Origin of the sequence: Acinetobacter sp. YH12231, assembly GCF_013417755.1 — a bacterium.
In the GTDB taxonomy this organism is placed as follows: domain Bacteria; phylum Pseudomonadota; class Gammaproteobacteria; order Pseudomonadales; family Moraxellaceae; genus Acinetobacter; species Acinetobacter amyesii.
In genome coordinates this window covers 75,607-92,499 of sequence record NZ_VPDJ01000009.1, presented here as the reverse complement: position 1 = coordinate 92,499, position 16,893 = coordinate 75,607, and the positions used below count along the sequence as shown (strand labels likewise).

At 41.0% G+C, this 16,893-nt stretch carries 15 protein-coding genes and 1 pseudogene; 11 read left to right on the top strand and 5 right to left on the bottom strand.

What is annotated here, in order from left to right:
* Positions 1-192 precede the first annotated feature (192 nt).
* On the top strand, positions 193-1,104 hold the full coding sequence (locus FTV11_RS06880) for a LysR family transcriptional regulator (protein ID WP_078188530.1): 912 nt from the start codon (positions 193-195) through the stop codon (positions 1,102-1,104).
* A 133-nt stretch (positions 1,105-1,237) separates the two neighbouring features.
* Here FTV11_RS06880 and FTV11_RS06875 read toward each other — a convergent pair.
* Positions 1,238-2,147: pseudogene (locus FTV11_RS06875) on the bottom strand (alpha/beta fold hydrolase).
* 24 nt (positions 2,148-2,171) lie between these two features.
* Positions 2,172-2,711 carry a PadR family transcriptional regulator gene (locus tag FTV11_RS06870; protein ID WP_180049622.1) on the bottom strand — a complete coding sequence of 180 codons (540 nt, stop codon included), beginning with the start codon at positions 2,709-2,711 and terminating at the stop codon, positions 2,172-2,174.
* A 181-nt stretch (positions 2,712-2,892) separates the two neighbouring features.
* On the opposite strand from FTV11_RS06870, the gene FTV11_RS06865 reads away from it, so the two are divergent.
* From FTV11_RS06865 to FTV11_RS06855, 3 genes are all read left to right on the top strand, one after another.
* The gene (locus FTV11_RS06865) at positions 2,893-4,917 is read left to right on the top strand and encodes an NADPH-dependent 2,4-dienoyl-CoA reductase (RefSeq protein WP_180073627.1); all 2,025 of its coding nucleotides are present in this window, start codon (positions 2,893-2,895) and stop codon (positions 4,915-4,917) included.
* A gap of 123 nt (positions 4,918-5,040) precedes the next feature.
* On the top strand, positions 5,041-5,445 hold the full coding sequence (locus tag FTV11_RS06860) for a nuclear transport factor 2 family protein (RefSeq protein ID WP_180055919.1): 405 nt from the start codon (positions 5,041-5,043) through the stop codon (positions 5,443-5,445).
* A gap of 202 nt (positions 5,446-5,647) precedes the next feature.
* A complete protein-coding gene (locus tag FTV11_RS06855; protein WP_180073626.1) occupies positions 5,648-6,739 on the top strand; it encodes a YheT family hydrolase in 1,092 nt (363 codons plus the stop codon).
* Positions 6,740-6,776: 37 nt separating this feature from the next.
* On the opposite strand, the gene FTV11_RS06850 is transcribed toward FTV11_RS06855, so the two are convergent.
* The gene (locus tag FTV11_RS06850) at positions 6,777-7,952 is read right to left on the bottom strand and encodes an MFS transporter (protein ID WP_180073625.1); all 1,176 of its coding nucleotides are present in this window, start codon (positions 7,950-7,952) and stop codon (positions 6,777-6,779) included.
* A gap of 1 nt (position 7,953) precedes the next feature.
* Positions 7,954-8,760, bottom strand: a complete 807-nt coding sequence (gene dkgB / locus FTV11_RS06845) for a 2,5-didehydrogluconate reductase DkgB (protein ID WP_218950475.1) — start codon at positions 8,758-8,760, stop codon at positions 7,954-7,956.
* Between the two features lie 109 nt (positions 8,761-8,869).
* Here dkgB and FTV11_RS06840 point away from each other — a divergent pair, with 109 nt between their 5' ends.
* Complete coding sequence (locus tag FTV11_RS06840; RefSeq protein WP_180005111.1) at positions 8,870-9,754, top strand: LysR family transcriptional regulator; 885 nt, start codon at positions 8,870-8,872, stop codon at positions 9,752-9,754.
* 112 nt (positions 9,755-9,866) lie between these two features.
* Here the strand turns inward: FTV11_RS06840 and FTV11_RS06835 are convergent, their stop codons facing one another.
* Positions 9,867-10,280, bottom strand: coding sequence for an internalin (locus FTV11_RS06835; protein WP_180041001.1), 414 nt, complete (start codon positions 10,278-10,280; stop codon positions 9,867-9,869).
* A gap of 229 nt (positions 10,281-10,509) precedes the next feature.
* Here FTV11_RS06835 and FTV11_RS06830 point away from each other — a divergent pair, with 229 nt between their 5' ends.
* The 6 genes from FTV11_RS06830 (at position 10,510) to rodA (ending at position 16,712) form a co-directional block, all read left to right on the top strand.
* Positions 10,510-12,150 carry a CTP synthase gene (locus tag FTV11_RS06830; protein WP_180073624.1) on the top strand — a complete coding sequence of 547 codons (1,641 nt, stop codon included), beginning with the start codon at positions 10,510-10,512 and terminating at the stop codon, positions 12,148-12,150.
* A gap of 31 nt (positions 12,151-12,181) precedes the next feature.
* Positions 12,182-13,039 carry a 3-deoxy-8-phosphooctulonate synthase gene (kdsA, locus tag FTV11_RS06825; RefSeq protein WP_078188522.1) on the top strand — a complete coding sequence of 286 codons (858 nt, stop codon included), beginning with the start codon at positions 12,182-12,184 and terminating at the stop codon, positions 13,037-13,039.
* Positions 13,040-13,103: 64 nt separating this feature from the next.
* Positions 13,104-14,393, top strand: coding sequence for a phosphopyruvate hydratase (gene eno, locus FTV11_RS06820; protein WP_078188521.1), 1,290 nt, complete (start codon positions 13,104-13,106; stop codon positions 14,391-14,393).
* Positions 14,394-14,409: 16 nt separating this feature from the next.
* On the top strand, positions 14,410-14,802 hold the full coding sequence (locus FTV11_RS06815; protein WP_078188520.1) for a septum formation initiator family protein: 393 nt from the start codon (positions 14,410-14,412) through the stop codon (positions 14,800-14,802).
* Entirely contained in the window at positions 14,765-15,490 is a 726-nt protein-coding gene (gene ispD, locus FTV11_RS06810) for a 2-C-methyl-D-erythritol 4-phosphate cytidylyltransferase (protein WP_180073623.1), read from the top strand. Before FTV11_RS06815 ends, ispD begins: the two co-directional genes overlap by 38 nt.
* An 85-nt stretch (positions 15,491-15,575) precedes the next feature.
* The gene (rodA, locus tag FTV11_RS06805; RefSeq protein WP_180073622.1) at positions 15,576-16,712 is read left to right on the top strand and encodes a rod shape-determining protein RodA; all 1,137 of its coding nucleotides are present in this window, start codon (positions 15,576-15,578) and stop codon (positions 16,710-16,712) included.
* Positions 16,713-16,893 lie beyond the last annotated feature (181 nt).

Here is a 16,893-nt window from a genome sequence, read left to right as displayed (position 1 = left end):
AAAGTTGAGTAAAATTGCCAAGACTAAAGTCGGGTTAACCTTGTAATCGTTTCACATTAGCATGACCAAACAATAAATGTGGTGTATACATCTTTTAAATAACCGAATTTGAAGGATGTGATTTGAGTGTCGTCCTGATATATTCAAATAAAAGACCATTATGAAAGAAATTCGACATTAAAGGACAATGTCATGGAATTAAGACATTTACGTTACTTTGTCGCCGTTGTAGAAGAACAGAGTTTTACGAAGGCTGCTGAAAAGCTATTTATTGCTCAACCTCCTTTAAGTCGTCAAATTCAAAATTTAGAAGAAGAGTTGGGGGCACAGCTTTTTGAGCGTGGCAGCCGTCCTTTAAGAACTACCACCATTGGCCGTTTCTTTTATCAGCAAGCCGTGAAATTACTTTCCAATGCAGAAGAAATTAAGCTCATTACGCAGCGGGCCAGTGCTACTGAACGCACGATTAATATCGGTTATGGCGGTTCGCTACTCTGTGGTTTATTACCTCGAATTGTTTATTTGTTCCGTCAGCAATATCCACACTTAAATGTAAATTTAATTGAACTGAGTGCAGTCGATCAGATTCAGGCATTAAAAGAAGGTCGGGTTGATGCATGTTTTAGCCGAGTTCGTGTGTCGGATCAGGCGGTTAAACGTGTGCTATTGCGTGAAGAGCCGCTAATTGTTGCGGTGCATTCGAGCCATCCTTTATCTTCACAGCAGCAGATTGCATTAAATAATCTCAAAGATGAGCAGATTTTTATCTATCCAGCAACGGATGGTCAAAGTTATGCAACGCTGATCAAGTCGTTGTTTTTAGAATACGGTATGGAGCCGAAACGCTTTAACACCCAAGCAGATTTGCAGCAATCACTAGGCATGGTTGCAGCAGGCGAAGGTATTTGTATTGTTCCTGAATCTGTACAAATTATGCAGTTTAGGCATGTGAATTATGTGAAATTATCGGATAGTGCGGCCATTAGCCAAATTTACTTGATCGTGCGGAATGATGATGAAGGGGAGTTGGCGCGTCCTTTATTTGACTGCGTTTACCAAGTATATGATTTGGAAGCAATTGAATACGATCGTCGGGTTTTCTAGTGCTTATTTTAAAAAGTAATAATAACGTTAAATTTGAAATTCAATTTTGAAGCAAACGTTTAAGTAACACCTTTCTGCATAAAACATAGGCTCATTCTTGAAAGTATTGAGCCTATTTTTTTATTCAGTCTTATTAGAGCGCTTGTTTTAAGAACTTGGTGATTTCACGGCTGAATTTGACCGGTTCACTGAGCAATGGCGTGTGTCCCGATTTTTTAAAAATAATCTGCTCTGCATTGGCTAGGCTGTCAGCAATAATTTTTTGACCTTGAGCAGGATAGAGGATCGATTTTGCCCCTGTGAAAAAAGTTGTTGGCGCGGTGAGTGCTGCAATGGCTTCACGATAATCTTCAGTATGGTTTAAATAATTTTGAATATACCAATATAAATACGCCACACTTTGTGAGGGTAACATCAGCTTCTGTAAAGTTGGTTGTTGGTATGCAATACGGAAAGCGGATAATGCATAAGGATTGCTATTTTGTAAGTCTATGAACCTTAACCAAGCGTCGACCAGACCTTGACGGTCATGTTTATTCATCTGCTGTGCAAATGGCACGGAGAGGTTGGTTGCAAGTACCTTCGAGATGTCTTCTAAAATACTTAAAAACTCAGTGTGGCGTTTGCCATATAAACCATATTGCCAATCTGCATCTACTCGTATTTTAGGCGTTTGATCGATGTGCAAATAACGTTTAATTTTTTCAGCAAACTGACCGTATTTTAAACCGTGCATGGTGGTCGTTGCCCCCCATGGAGTAGGCAATCACCGTGATTTTATCGTAACCGAGCTGGGAAACTAAGCTGTCAATATCTCGCCAATGGCTTGAAATGGTGTCCATATTTGGAATTTGACAAAGTTTAGAGCCGCCAAATCCACGCCAGTCTGGAATGATAAATTTAAAATGCTTTCGGTGTTGATATAGAAAAGGGTGCCATTGCCAACTTTGCATGCCCAGTCCAGATAAAACCAGAATGGGTTCTCCTTGACCATATTCACGAACATACAGTTGTTGCTGATCGGGCATTGTATAGTGTGGCATGCGGCTTCCTATTTATTTTTTGTTTTAGCGATTAAACTTATGCAACTGTGGAATGATGGTTTCAAGCCATTTGATCCAACCGATTTCCAAATCTATCCCAAGCTGTAAAATCATTTTATGAATGTACAAAGTACGGTCTTCATCATGCGCATGTGCAAAGTCTTTTGCAAAAATAGACTGGTACACTTTTAGTTTTTCTTTGTGAATGTCTAGATGGCGCTCTAATTCGGGTAATACGCCATTTGTACCCAGCTGAGCTTCTGCACGTAAACGAACCATCAACTCTTCACGTAATTGAGCCGGAGGGCTTTGCTCAACCATCCAATTGGCTAATTCAACACGTCCAAGCTGTTCAACTTGGTAGGTTTTTTTACGGGTTGTACTGTGCTCATCTTCAATGGTGCTGATCCAGCCTTTTTGCAGCATGCCATTGAGTTCACGGTAGATTTGCTGATGTGTTGCATTCCAAAAAAAGCCCATAGAGCGGTCAAAACGGCGTGCAAGGTCAATTCCTGTACTCGGTTTTTCAAGTAAGCTCGTGAGTAAAACATGGGCTAAAGACATATATGGCTCAGTCAAAATAGTTTTGTACTTTTTATTATGCAACATGTTGCATAAAAATCAAATCTCGCATATAAATTAGTGCAACAAGTTGCAAAAATCTTGTATGCGTAGATGTAAATAGAAAGCTCGTATACAAGCGAAGATAAAAAAAGCCAGCTTTTCAGCACGCTAAGGAGAAAAAATGTCAAATTATCCAAATTTATTGGCACCACTAGATTTAGGTTTTACAACGCTAAAGAACCGTGTATTGATGGGTTCTATGCATATCGGCCTTGAAGAAGCACCGGGTGGCTATGAACGCATGGCAGCTTTTTACGCTGAGCGTGCGAAAGGTGGTGTAGGTCTGATTGTAACTGGTGGTATTTCTCCCAATGATGATGGTGTGACATTTGCTGGTGGTTCAAAATTAGACTCTTTAGAAGAAGCAGAAAAACATAAAGTGATTACGCAGGCGGTACATGATGCTGGCGGTAAAATTGCGATGCAGATTTTGCATACAGGTCGTTACTCGTATCAGGCCAATAATGTTGCACCTTCATCTATTCAAGCACCAATTAACCCAGTAAAACCGCAAGCTTTAAGCACAGCAGACGTCGAACGCACAATCAATGATTTTGCCAAATGTGCTCAGTTAGCACAGACAGCGGGTTATGATGGTGTAGAGGTCATGGGGTCAGAAGGTTATTTAATTAATGAGTTTATTGCTGCACGTACCAACCACCGTGATGATGAATGGGGTGGCAGTTATGAAAACCGGATTCGTTTTCCAATTGAGATCGTGCGTCGTACGCGTGAATTAGTCGGTGAAAATTTTATTATTATTTACCGTCTTTCTATGTTGGATTTGGTTGAAGGCGGTTCGACTTTCGAAGAAGTTGTGCAACTTGCAAAAGCGATTGAAAAAGCCGGTGCAACCATTATCAATACCGGTATTGGTTGGCACGAAGCACGTATTCCGACCATTGCAACCAAAGTGCCACGTGCTGCATTTACATGGGTGACCAAGAAATTAAAAGGTATAGTGAATGTTCCTTTAATCACCTCAAACCGTATCAATACCCCTGAAATGGCTGAGCACGTACTTGCTTCGGGTGATGCAGATATGGTGTCCATGGCACGTCCAATGCTGGCTGACCCACGTTTTGTGGAAAAAGCAGAACAAGGTCGTAGTGATGAAATTAATACCTGTATTGGTTGTAACCAAGCCTGCCTAGATCATATTTTTTCGATGAAAATTGCAACATGTTTGGTTAACCCTCAAGCTTGCTATGAAACTGAACTGATTTTTAAAGAATCTGCACAGGTGAAAAATATTGCTGTGATTGGTGCGGGACCTGCGGGTTTAAGCTTTGCAACTTATGCTGCAGAGCGTGGTCATAACATAACTATTTTTGAAGCATCGAGCCAAATTGGTGGGCAGTTCAATATCGCGAAAACGATTCCTGGTAAAGAAGAGTTTTATGAAACGCTGCGTTATTTCAAACGCAAAATAGAACTATTGCCTCAGATTAAATTGGTACTGAACCATACGGCAACGTATGAAGAATTAGCTCAGTCTGATTTTGATGACATCGTGGTGGCGACGGGTGTAACGCCGCGTCAGTTAGATATAGATGGTATTGATCATCCAAAAGTATTGAGCTATTTACAGGTTTTACGTGAACGTCACCCTGTTGGCAAACGTGTAGCAATCATTGGTGCGGGTGGTATTGGTTTTGATACGGCTGAATATTTAACGCATGAAGGTGAAAGCGGTAGCCTCAATCCTGAGAAATTTTATGATGAATGGGGAATTGATACCACTTATGCACAAGTCGGTGGCTTGAAACATCCTGACGTTGAAGAATCGCCGCGTGAAGTGTATTTATTGCAGCGTAAGGCTAAATCGGTCGGTGCTGGCTTAGGTAAAACCACGGGTTGGATTCACCGTACAGGTTTGAAACACCGTGATGTAAAAATGATTGCGGGTGCAAGCTACGACAAAATAGATGATCAAGGTTTGCATATTACCGTTGATGGTCAACCACGTATTTTAGATGTTGATCATGTGGTGATTTGTGCAGGTCAGGAATCCTATACCGCGATGTATGAACAGTTACAAGCAGATGGAAAAAATGTGCATCTGATTGGTGGTGCGAAAGAAGCTGGTGAGTTAGATGCTAAACGTGCCATTCGTCAAGGTGCAGATTTGGCTGCGGTGATTTAATCAGCCTCATACTTATCCACGACAACTACATTCAATTTAATATGCAGTTGTCGTGCTTCCTCTCCATTTTGAGAGGAGTTTGAGGATAGGGAAATGATTCATCAACAAAAAAAGGACATAAACATGATTATTGAAATAACAAAAAAATCTGTTGCACGTTGGCACGAAATGCTCGACACACGGGATATGAATATTTTAAATGAACTCTTGGCAGAGGATGTGGTGTTTCGTTCACCTGTCGCGTTTAACCCATATCCAGGTAAGCCTGTAGTAACTTTTATTTTGACCAATGTGATTCAAATTTTTGAAAATTTTACCTATCACCGTGAGTTTTACTCAGAAGATGGTTTAAATGTGGTGCTTGAGTTTTCTGCCAATGTTGGCGAGAAAAAGTTAAAAGGGATCGACATGATTCAGTTTAATGAACAAGGACAGATGATTGATTTTGAAGTCATGCTCCGTCCGAAAAGTGGCTTGGAAGCATTGGCGGCGAAAATGGGTGAGCGCATTACGCAATATCAGCCTTAAATCTGCTGATTTTAAATGCTCATCACAGAATGATAAAAAGCATGATGGATATTGTCATGCTTTTTGCTTATGAGGCTTAAGCAAACAAATATTGCTAGCGAGATATGGTTTTGTAGATACGTTTGTTTAATGGGCCTTGTTTGTCAAAGTGAAAAGATTGAAATGATTTGCTGTAGTGCGAAGCGAGGTGAAGGTAAGGTCAATGAATAATGTGATGCATAAAGGGTGTCAGGCTCTTTTAAATTTTGTAGATCATGCCATCGGTGCAGAATTACCACAGCTTTATTATCATCCTGAAGGGCAAATGAAACATGTGCTGCCGAAGTTAAAGCAACTACATGAAAAATATCGTCCTACGCCTTGGCTGTCGAATACTCATGCACATTTACTGTATTTTGATGTCATTAAAAAGCGCCAAGTGAAGCTTAAATACGACGCTATAGAGCAACTGACCATGGCTGATGGAGGGATTACAGCCATTGCATGGTTGGGCTTAGATTTACCTGCGGATGTGCCAACTGTGGTGCTCATGCATACGATTACGGGAACGCCTGAAAGTATGCGAGAAGTGGTTCGGGATCTTCATCTATATACAGGTTGGCGCATTGCACTGTGTTTAAGACGCGGTCATGCCAATTTGCCTATGCCAGTTGCCAAAATAAATTTATTTGGTTCAACCGATGACTTACGTGAACAGATTGCCTTTATTCAGCAGAAATTTCCCGCATCGAGTTTGTATGGCGTCGGTTCATCTGCAGGAACGGGGCTATTGGTCCGCTATTTAGGCGAGCAAGGTGAGGAAACACCACTTAAAGCGGCTTTTGCTTTATGTCCGGGTTATGATACTGAGCTTGGCTTTAAAAATGTACATCCTTTTTACAGTAAAATGATGACCAAGAAGCTCTTTCAGAAATTTGTAGAACCCTATTCTGCAACATGGTCAACAACACCATCTTTAATAGAAGTACTAAAAAGTAAAAATTTGGCGCAGTTTGAGCGTGCTTATTTCCAAATGGCTGGTTTTACTGATTATGAAAGTTATGCAAAATCTACCAATCCAATTTATGTATTTGAAAATCTTAAAATTCCATTGATGATTTTAAATGCCGAAGATGACCCTGTTTGCCACATTCAAAACTTTGAACCCTATAAAGAATTAATCCGTTCTTTGCCGAATGTTGTGGTGGTAACCACCAAAAAAGGCAGTCACTGTGGTTATTATGAAGGTTTAGTGGAAACCCATTCATGGGCAACCAAATTGATGGCAGATTTTTTAAAGTTATATGCGAACTAAAAAATAGCCTACTTTTAATAGGCTATTTTTTGTGAAATTATTCAGCTTGTGCGCAACATGCAGATGTTTGAGGTTTAATCTTCATTTGAATCAATACTAAAATCAACGCTATAGCGCTCAGTGTAGCGCCTGCATAAGACACCGCGGCATAGCTGAGGTTAAGATTTAGCACTGCGGCACCAGCAACAGCGCCCAAAGCATTTCCAAGATTAAATGCACCAATATTCACTGAAGAAGCGAGGCCTGGTGCATCGTGAGCGACTGTCATAACACGCATTTGTAAAGGTGGTACAACGGCAAAGGCTGCTGCTCCCCAGATGATTAATGCAATCGCCGCGCCAATGGTGGATGTTGCTAAAATTGGAAATAACAGCATCATCAGCATGAGTAAGACTAAAAAGCCAATCAAGGTTTTATCTAAGGATTGATCTGCAAACTTACCACCGAAATGGTTACCAATTGAAAATCCGATCCCGATTAAGACCAACATGAAAGTGATAAGCTCAGGGCTTGCATGGGTAAAGACTTTTAAGCTCGGTGCGATATAAGTATATAGCGCGAACATAGCTCCAGCACTCATGACTGTGGTCAGCAGTGCTAAAACAACAGGCATGCGTGTTAATACTTTTAACTCTGCTCGTACATCAGGTTTTTCGGTCTGTTGCTGATGGGGCAGTGCTTTCCATAATGCCAACATGGTGATAATGCCCAGTAAGGTAATGGCTGCAAAAGACATACGCCAACCGATATTTTGCCCCACCCACGTTGCGAGTGGCACACCGCCAATATTGGCAATGGTCAAGCCCATAAACATCATGGCGACAGCGCTGGCTTGTTTATCTTTCGGAACAACACTCGCTGCAACCACAGAACCTAAGCCAAAAAATGCACCATGATTTAAGCTGGTGACTAAGCGTGCCGTCATTAAACCGAGATAATTGGGTGCAATCGTTGCCAAAATATTACCGATGGTAAAGATTGCCATTAGTAAAATAAGGGCAGTGCGTTTTGGAAAACGTGCTAACCATAAGGTCATTAATGGGGCACCAATCATGACGCCAACGGCATAGGCACTAATCAGTAAGCCCGCTTGAGGAATGGAAACCGATAAATCTGCTGCGATTTCAGGCAAAAAACCCATCGGTGAAAATTCTGTTGTGCCAATTGCAAAAGCACCAACAGCTAATGCAATTAATGGAAAATTGAATTTCATATTAAATATCCCACACTGGAGCAAGTTCAGGTGGGTTCACTTCACGCGCATTTCTGTCCAGTGTGGCAATGGCCTGCATCTGTTCAGGTGTTAAATGAATCTCTTGAGCTTTTAAATTACTGATTAAATGTTCAGGTTTGGTTGAAGATGGAATCACGGCATAACCTTTTTGCAGTGCCCATGCGAGTGCAATTTGAGCTGAAGTAGCTTGGTGTTCGGTCGCGATGTTTAACAGCGTTGGGTCTTGCAAAACTTTGCCATAAGCCAAAGTCATATAGGATGTGACATCTATATTGTTCGCTTGCAGATAATTGGCCAAGTTTTGATTTTGCAAATATGGACTGAGTTCAATTTGATTGGTTGCAATATTTTCCAGCCCAATGTGATCAATGGCTTGTTGAGTGAGCTCTATATTAAAATTAGATACACCAATATGCTCAGTCAATCCTTGTTTTTTTGCCTCAAGTAAATGTCCCATTAATTCAGGAATATCGACTCCAAGTGCAGGTGCTGGCCAATGAATAAGTGTAAGGTTAACTGCATCAGTCCTCAATTTAATTAAACTGTCTTTTAGACTGGGTATTAGTTTGTCGGCAGCATAATTTTCAGTCCAAATTTTCGTGGTTAAGAAAATATCAGCTCGATTGACCTGACTTTCATGGAGTGCTTGGCCTACTTCTGCTTCATTAGCGTAAATTTGTGCGGTGTCTACAGCACGATATCCAACTTCTAAGGCTGTTTTAACTGAGTGAATGACAGTTTCACCTGTCAAACGGAAGGTGCCGACACCAAATTGAGGAACAATCATCAGGAATTCTCTTTTTTGAATTGATGCTATTGTGCTGCTAATTTTAATGAAGAAAAATGCATGAGTTTGGAATATATTATTGATTAAAAATCACGAATTAGAATATGCAATGAAATCGACCATTGAGGAGCTGCAGGCTTTTACTGTTATTGTAGATAGCGGCTCTATTATCAAAGCAGCAGAAAGACTGGATCAAACAGCATCTGGTGTCAGCCGTGCATTACAGCGTCTGGAATCTAAATTAAATGTAACCCTGTTGGAACGAACAACCCGCAAAATTAAGCTCACGCAAGAGGGGCAATTATTTTTAGCTAAAACACGGCGGATATTGAATGATTTGAGTGAAGCGGAAGATTCTCTGCTGAAATTAGATGCAGATACTTCGGGGTTAGTGCGAGTCGATTCTGCGATTTCGTTTATTCTGCATATGATCGTTCCCTTGATTCCAGAATTTAATGCACGTTATCCACATATACAGATTGAATTGGTGAATCATGATCAAGTGATTGACTTATTAGAGCATAAAGCGGATGTCGCAATTCGCTTTGGAAAATTAAACGATTCAAGTTTGCATGCAAAACTCATCTATAAGAGTCGATTGTGTTTGGTGGCGAGTCCTGAATATCTTCAGCAGCATGGACGACCGCAAAATGCTGATGAGCTAACAGCACATGCTTTACTTGGATTTAGTCAAATTACCCATATGAATACTTGGCCGTTCCAAGTCGCAGGGAAGCCCCTGACGATCCGACCCAACATCAAGGCATCAAATGGTGAAACACTACGGGAGCTTGCGATTCATGGGATGGGCATCGCTTGTCTTTCGATTTTTATGTTAGAAAAAGATATTGCAGAAGGGCGATTGGTACAATTTTTAGACGATCAAATTGAACCGCATGAACAGCTTATTCATGCTGTCTATTATCAACAAGAGCATTTACCGAAACGTGTTCGTTTATTTATTGAATATTTAGCTGAAAAATTACAAGAATAGTTGTGAGAAAAAACAGTGCATCGTCGGGTACAGATTTTTATTTACATAGAAACAATAAAAAACCCGACTTTTGCCGGGTTTTTTTGATCATTTGTTTGATAAAACTTCGATCTTAGTTCTCTAAGGCTGGTGTTGCAGCAGCAATGGCAGCAGCTACGGCGTCATCTTCAGACTGTGCAGAACCTGAGTTTTGTTTAGGTTGAGCAGCTTGCGCAGGTTTTTCTGCAGCTTTAGGTGCTTCTGCTTTTGGAGCTGGAGCTTCTGCAGGAGGAGTAGGTTCACGACGAATTTCAGTTGTTGTATTCGGTGTTTCTTCACGAATCACTTCAACTTGCTGTTGAGTCGTTTCTTCAACAACGGGTTGTTCTTCAACTGGTTCTAATTGTGTAGGTACAGATGCTGTTGGTTCAGATGCTGCAACTTCAACCTGTTCCTGTTCTTCTTCTTTTGGTGCTTCTTTTTTTACACATGCTGTAAGAAGTAGACCTGTTGCGATTGCACCGCAGATTAAAAGTTTCTTATTCATAATTACACAAAACAAAAAAGTGTGGATTGGATAAATGCATTATAACAGCAAATAAGAATATAGAAATGATAAGAACTTACTCTAAATTTTTATGATAATTGCTGTTACAATAGCCAATTGTTAATTGTTCTATGAATTGATGCGGAATGACTTTGCTTTCTTGGTACAGAGTAAAGTAAAATCGCACAACATTGTAGGCCAATTTAGGCTCCATTGTACGAGAAACTTAATGACCCATTTTATTTTCGTTACTGGTGGTGTTGTATCATCACTAGGTAAAGGTATTTCAGCTGCATCAGTGGCTGCGCTTTTAGAAGCCCGTGGTTTAAAAGTAACCATGGTAAAAATGGATCCATACATTAATGTCGATCCAGGGACTATGAGTCCATTCCAACACGGTGAAGTTTTTGTCACAGAGGATGGTGCTGAAACTGACTTAGACTTGGGTTATTACGAACGTTTCTTGCGTCGTGCGAAAATGACCAAACTGAACAACTTTACTTCAGGACGAGTGTACCAAGATGTCTTGAATAAAGAACGTCGTGGTGACTACCTCGGTGGTACAGTTCAAGTTATTCCACATATTACTGACAATATTAAAGAACGTGTTCTTCGCGCAGGTGAAGGCTATGACGTTGCGATCGTTGAGATCGGCGGTACAGTAGGTGACATTGAATCTCTCCCATTCATGGAATCTGTACGTCAACTTATGGTCGAACTCGGTCATAAGCGCACAATGTTAATGCACTTAACTTTACTCCCATACATTAAGTCAGCTGCTGAATTAAAAACCAAACCAACTCAACACTCTGTAAAAGAGCTTTTATCGATTGGTATTCAACCAGACATCCTGATCTGCCGTACAGAGCATGATGTTGATGCTGATACTACACGTAAAATCGCGTTATTTACGAACGTTGAAGCACGTGCAGTTGTGGTATGTAAAGATGCGCGTTCAATTTACCAAATTCCACGTACTTTCTATGAACAAAACGTTGACGATTTAATTTGTGAACGTTTTGGTTATAACGATCTTCCAGAAGCTGATCTTACAGACTGGGATAACGTTGTAGATGCATTACTGAACCCTGAATACACAGTTCGTGTAGCGATGGTTGGTAAATACGTTGAACTTCCAGATGCATACAAATCTGTAAACGAAGCACTTTTACATGCGGGTATTCAAAACCGTGTGAAAGTTCAAATCGACTACGTCAATGCAGAAGAGCTTGAAAGCCAAGATGTAAACGACGTATTAAAAGACGCGGATGCAATCTTAGTGCCAGGTGGTTTCGGTGAACGTGGTACAGAAGGCAAAATGAAAGCGATTCGTTTTGCACGTGAAAACGGTGTACCGTTCCTCGGCATCTGTTTGGGTATGCAGTTGGCTGTGATCGAATATGCGCGCAACGTTGCGGGTATTGGCGATGCAACTTCAACTGAATTTAACCGTTCTACAAAATCACCATTGATTGGTCTAATCACTGAATGGTTAGATGAGCGCGGCGAAGTTCAACAACGTAATGCAGATTCTGACTTAGGCGGCACAATGCGTCTGGGTGCTCAAAAATCTGAATTGGTTGCAGGAACAAGAACTGCACAAGTTTACGGTTCTGAAGAGATCGTTGAACGTCATCGTCATCGTTATGAAATGAACAACCGTTATATCCCAGTGCTTGAAGAAAAAGGCATGAAGATTTCAGGTTATTCTCCAGTACAGCGTCTTGTTGAAACTGTTGAAATTCCTGAACATCCTTGGTTTATTGCTGTACAATTCCATCCGGAATTTACAAGTTCACCACGTGATGGACACCCATTATTTGCTGGCTTTATTGATGCTGCTAAAAAACAGTATCAAAAAACCAAGTAATGGCATTGTAGGACTAAACTAGGAAGTTTAAATGTCACAATTAAAACCACAGGAAATTGTACGTTTAGGCGATATACAAATGGCAAATCATTTGCCATTTGTACTATTCGGCGGCATGAACGTACTTGAGTCAAAAGACCTTGCTTTTGAAATTGCTGAAACCTATGTGGATATCTGCAAACGCTTGGATATTCCATATGTGTTTAAAGCAAGTTTTGATAAAGCCAATCGTTCAAGCTTGAACTCTTTCCGTGGCCCAGGCCTGGAAAAAGGAATCGAGTGGTTAGCTGACATTAAAAAACACTTTAATGTGCCGATTATTACTGACGTACATGAACCATACCAAGCTGCGCCTGTTGCTGAAGTTGCGGATATTATCCAGCTTCCTGCATTTTTAAGCCGTCAGACTGACCTTGTTGAAGCGATGGCGAAAACTGATGCCATCATTAACATCAAAAAAGCACAGTTCCTCGCACCACACGAAATGCGTCATATTCTGCATAAGTGTTTGGAAGCAGGGAATGACAAACTGATTCTTTGTGAACGTGGTTCAGCATTTGGTTACAACAACTTAGTTGTCGATATGTTGGGCTTTGACATCATGAAAGAAATGAATGTCCCTGTGTTCTTTGATGTGACACATGCGCTTCAAACGCCGGGTGGTCGTGCGGATTCTGCGGGTGGTCGTCGTGCGCAAATCACGACACTGGCACGAGCAGGTATGGCGACTGGTTTAGCAGGTTTGTTCTTAGAAGCTCATCCAGATCCAGAAAATGCCAAATGTGACGGTCCATGTGCGCTACGCATGTCACAGTTGGAGCCTTTCTTGGCACAGTTAAAAGAACTCGATACCTTGGTTAAAGGTTTCGCAAAGTTAGACACACACTAATTCGATACACATTGATGCGTCACTTTTGACGCATCATTTTTATTAATCAACTGAGGAATTGTTCATGAGCCAAATCGTTGACATTCGTGCACGTGAAATTTTGGACTCTCGTGGTAACCCTACCATCGAAGCAGACGTAATCTTAGCCTCTGGCGTTGTAGGCCGTGCATGTGCACCATCTGGTGCTTCAACTGGTTCTCGTGAAGCTTTAGAACTTCGTGACGGCGACAAAGCTCGTTACTTAGGTAAAGGCGTTAAAACTGCGGTTAACAACGTTAACACAGTAATTCGTGATGCATTGTTGGGTAAATCAGTATTCGAACAAAAAGACATTGATAACACAATGATCGCGCTTGACGGTACTGAAAACAAAGAAAAATTAGGTGCGAACGCAACTTTAGCGGTATCGCTAGCTGCTGCGCGCGCTGCTGCTGATGAAAAGAAAATTCCACTTTTCCAATACATCGCAGACCTTCGTAATAACAGCATTTTGACTATGCCTGTTCCAATGATGAACATCCTAAATGGTGGTTCACATGCAGACAACAACGTAGACATTCAAGAATTTATGATTGAGCCAGTTGGCTTCACTTCATTCTCTGAAGCTTTACGCGCTGGTGCTGAAATTTTCCATTCTTTGAAATCAGTTTTAAAGAAACAAGGTTTAAATACTGCAGTTGGTGATGAAGGCGGTTTTGCACCGAACCTTCGTTCTAACGAAGAAGCAATTACAGTAATTCTTGAAGCAATTGAAAAAACTGGCTACAAAGCTGGTTCTGACATTATGCTTGCGCTTGACTGTGCATCTTCAGAATTCTACAAAGATGGTCAATACATCCTTGCAGGTGAAGGCAATAAAGCATTCACAAGCAACCAATTTGCTGACTACCTTGCAGGTTTTGCAAAACAATACCCAATCATTTCAATTGAAGATGGTTTGGACGAGTCTGATTGGGAAGGTTGGTCTTACCTCACTTCAATCCTTGGCGACAAAATCCAATTGGTTGGTGATGACCTATTCGTGACGAATCCTAAGATTCTTCAACGTGGTATCAACGAAAAAGTGGGTAACTCGATCCTGATCAAGTACAACCAAATCGGTACGTTGACTGAAACTCTAGATGCAATCTACCTTGCGAAAGCAAATGGTTACACTACAGTAATTTCACACCGTTCTGGTGAAACTGAAGATTCAACTATTGCGGATCTTGCAGTAGGTACAGCAGCGGGTCAAATCAAAACTGGTTCACTTTGCCGTTCTGACCGTGTAGCGAAATATAACCAATTACTTCGTATTGAAGAATTGACTAATGCTGCATATCGCGGTAAAGCTGAGTTCAAAGGTTTGAACTAAGCAGATCATGCTATCTATGTTAAATGTATTTGACTCCAAAGCGAGTAAAGCATTGTTGGGCCTTGCGATCTTTTTGATCGCAGGGTTTCAATATTTATACTGGTTCGGTGAAGGTGGTTATCATCAACATCAACAACTGAGTCAGAAAATACAACAACAAGTCGAACTCAATGACGAATTAAAAGAACGAAATCGCGTACTTGCCGCTGAAGTATACGATTTAAAAAATGGCGTTGAAGCTATTGAAGAGCATGCTCGTCTAGATTTAGGTTTAATTAAACCGCATGAGACTTTCGTACAGATGAGTACGATCAGTACTCAGTACAAACCAATTTATATTGATCCAAACGCAAAAGTAGACCTACGTACCAATGAGTCAGAACCAGCCGAACTTCCACCAGAACCTTAAATTGTGGGCCATTATTCCTGCTGCTGGTTCAGGAAGTCGATTTTCTAAAACTGAACTAAAACAATATCAAAACATTGCGGGTCTAACTGTGCTTGAACACACAGTTGCACGTCTCAACCAATTGCCGTTGACAGGCTATGTGTTGGCTATAGGTGAGCAAGATAATGTTGCTCAGACCTTGGCACTAGCTAATCAAGAGAAGGCTCATTTTTGTTTAGGCGGTGCAGAGCGTGTGCATTCTGTACTCAATGCATTGCAATATCTATCTTCGATTGCCAATGATGATGATTGGGTGTTCGTTCATGATGCAGCACGACCATGTGTCTCACAGTTGAGTCTAGAAGATTTAGTTCAATCGGCAGTCGATTCGGAGCAAAGTGCGATTCTCGCAATTCCCGTACGCGATACCTTAAAACGAGTTGAAACGGCACCACAAATATCAACAACGGTAGATCGTTCAACTTTATGGCAAGCGCAGACACCACAAATTGCCAAATTGGGTGTACTTAAAAATGCCATTGAACAAGCGCTTGCCGCTGGTGCGACCATCACAGATGAAGCAAGTGCCTTAGAATTTGTCGGTGAGCAAGTTAATGTCGTGCAAGGTCGTTCGGACAATATTAAAATTACCTATCCTGATGACTTGGAATTGGCACGTTTAATTTTAGCGTCTCAAGTTAATAGATGATTATTTCAAGGAATATTTAAGGGACAGTGATTTTTACTGTCGCTTTAATCTATAATTCCCGCATCCTTTTTAGATCTGTTTCGCAATGATCCCTTCTCAACAGTATCGTTTTTTACGTCAGTCATTACGTGATGGCCGCAGTATAAAACACGATTCTTCTCGATGGGCTAAACTTCATTTAGACCCGTGGTTACTTTGCTTCTTGGTACTCAATGCAATATTGGGGCTGATGGTTGTCTATAGTGCGACCGCGGAAGATTCGGGAATGGTACTACGTCAAGCCACAAGTTTTGGTGTAGGCTTTATTGTGATGTTGATCTGCGCGCAAATTCCACCCAAAGTTTACCAATCTATGAGTCCGTACTTATATGCCATCGGTATATTTTTACTGTTGTTGGTTTTGGTTATTGGTGAAAAAAGGATGGGGGCGAAACGCTGGATTAGCTTACCGGGTATCGGCAGTATGCAGCCGAGTGAGTTTATGAAATTTGCCATGCCACTGATTATGGCGTGGTATTTTGCGCGAAAACCTTTTCCACCGAAATTTTTACAAATTGTCGGGGCATTAATTTTATTATTGATTCCATTTGCATTGGTCGCTTTACAGCCTGACTTGAATATCGGTTTGATTATTCCGGGTATTTTTGTTTTATTTTTAAGTGGAATGTCTTGGCGTTTAATTGCAGCTGCTTTAACAGCCTTTGCGATTGCAGCACCTGTACTCTGGATGTTCTTTTTGCAGGAATATCAGAAAAAACGTGTACTGACGTTATTCGATCCTGAGTCTGACGCACTTGGTGCAGGTTGGAATATTATTCAGTCTAAAATTGCCATTGGTTCAGGCGGTTTAATGGGTAAGGGGTATACCGAAGGGACACAGTCGCATTTGGGTTATCTGCCAGAGCATCATACTGACTTTATTATGTCGACCTATGCTGAAGAGTTTGGCTTTATTGGTGTATTTCTTTTATTTAGTTTATTTACAGCAATTATTGTTCGCTGTTTGATTATTGGACTAAATTGCTTCCATAATTTTGGACGACTCTATGCAGGGGCGATAGGATTAACTTTCTTCTTTTTTGTATTTTTAAACTCGGGTATGGTCAGTGGGATTTTACCGGTAACAGGTGATCCACTACCGTTGATGAGTTATGGTGGTACAGCCGTAATTGCGATGCTCGCAGGAATGGGAATTGTGATGTCGATTCATACGCATCGCTAAGCATTAATGTAAACGGAATAATCAAGCCGGACCAATGTCCGGCTTTTTTTATGCGCTGGACGTACGGGAAAATGCTGTAGCAGAATGTATTGAGCAGTCCGTCAGAACGTAAATCAATGTTTCTGTGCAGATGATTGGCAGGTCGAATGCCTTGGTTGTAGTTGTTTAAGCTATGGCGGAC